1 protein-coding gene is annotated in these 2,033 nt (G+C 71.8%); it reads left to right on the forward strand.

The features are described 5' to 3' along the window. The coding region (locus tag N4P33_RS34905; protein WP_260830925.1) for an Rne/Rng family ribonuclease at nt 1-2,033 on the forward strand (2,033 nt) is incomplete at both ends.

Raw genomic sequence — 2,033 nt, forward strand, 5'->3', positions numbered from 1 at the left:
CGGCGCCGTCGCCGGGGCGCGGCCGAGGAGCCCGAGGCGGCACCGGCCGCCGAGCCCGCCGCCGTGACCCGTGACGAGGACGAGGCCGAGGACACCGACGAGTCCGCCGAGGACCAGGCGGACACCGAGGACCAGGACGACAGCGAGGCCGCCGGTTCACGCCGTCGCCGCCGTCGCGGCGGTCGTCGCCGCAGGCGCGGCGAGTCCGCCGAGGGCGAGGGCGCCGAGGCCGGGGACGCCGAGACCGACCGCGTCTCCGCCGTACAGGCAGCTCAGGACGCCGAGGACACCGCCGAGCAGGCCGAGGAGGACGCCGAGGAGGCCGGTGAGTCGGCCGAGGATCGCGAGGACTCCGGTGCCGGGGGCGGCTCCAGCAGCAGCCGTCGCCGCCGTCGTCGTCGTCGCCGGGCCGGTGACAGCGCCGGTGAGCCCGAGCCGGCCGCCGACGACCCGGAGCGCACGGTCGTCAAGGTCCGTGAGCCGCGCCCCAAGGCGGAGCCGTCCGACGAGGTGCAGTCCATCAAGGGCTCGACCCGTCTGGAGGCCAAGAAGCAGCGCCGCCGCGAGGGCCGCGAGCAGGGCCGTCGCCGCGTGCCGATCATCACCGAGGCGGAGTTCCTGGCCCGCCGTGAGGCCGTCGAGCGCGTGATGGTCGTACGCCAGCACGGCGACCGCACGCAGATCGGCGTCCTCGAGGACAACGTGCTCGTCGAGCACTACGTCAACAAGGAGCAGTCGACGTCGTACGTCGGCAACGTCTACCTCGGCAAGGTGCAGAACGTGCTGCCGTCGATGGAGGCCGCCTTCATCGACATCGGCAAGGGCCGCAACGCCGTGCTGTACGCCGGTGAGGTCAACTTCGAGGCGCTGGGCATGGCCAACGGCCCGCGCCGCATCGAGTCCGCCCTGAAGTCCGGCCAGTCGGTGCTCGTCCAGGTGACGAAGGACCCGATCGGCCACAAGGGCGCCCGCCTCACCAGCCAGGTCTCCCTCCCGGGCCGCTACCTCGTGTACGTCCCCGAGGGCTCGATGACCGGCATCAGCCGCAAGCTGCCCGACACCGAGCGGTCCCGGCTGAAGACCATCCTCAAGAAGATCGTCCCCGAGGACGCGGGCGTCATCGTGCGCACCGCCGCCGAGGGCGCGAGCGAGGACGAGCTGCGCCGGGACGTCGAACGGCTCCAGGCGCAGTGGGAGGACATCCAGAAGAAGTCCAAGAACGGCAACGCCCCGACGCTGCTGTACGGCGAGCCGGACATGACCGTCCGGGTCGTGCGGGACATCTTCAACGAGGACTTCTCCAAGGTCATCGTCAGCGGTGACGAGGCGTGGGAGACCATCCACGGGTACGTCGCGCACGTGGCGCCGGATCTCGCCGAGCGGCTGCAGAAGTGGACCAGCGAGGTCGACGTCTTCGCCACGTACCGGATCGACGAGCAGCTCGCCAAGGCGCTGGACCGCAAGGTGTGGCTGCCGAGCGGCGGTTCGCTGGTGATCGACCGGACCGAGGCGATGGTCGTCATCGACGTCAACACCGGCAAGTTCACCGGCCAGGGCGGCAACCTGGAGGAGACGGTCACCAGGAACAACCTGGAGGCGGCCGAGGAGATCGTGCGCCAGCTGCGGCTGCGCGACCTCGGCGGCATCATCGTGATCGACTTCATCGACATGGTGCTGGAGTCCAACCGGGACCTGGTGCTGCGGCGCCTGCTGGAGTGCCTGGGCCGGGACCGTACGAAGCACCAGGTCGCCGAGGTGACGTCGCTGGGGCTGGTCCAGATGACCCGCAAGCGGGTCGGCCAGGGCCTGCTGGAGTCGTTCTCGGAGACCTGCGTCCACTGCAACGGCCGCGGTGTCATCGTCCACCTCGACCAGCCGACCGCCGCCGGTGGCGGCGGCAAGCGCCGCAAGCGGGCGCGGGCCGGTGCTGCCGAGCAGCCGCTGGAGGCCGAGACGGCGGTGGCCGTCGAGACGGCCGAGCAGGAGGCGGAGGCGGAGACGGAGGCCGAGGTGGCGGCGGAGGCCGCCGAGCC

The sequence above is a fragment of the Streptomyces sp. 15-116A genome (assembly GCF_025290915.1).
Lineage (GTDB): Bacteria > Actinomycetota > Actinomycetes > Streptomycetales > Streptomycetaceae > Streptomyces.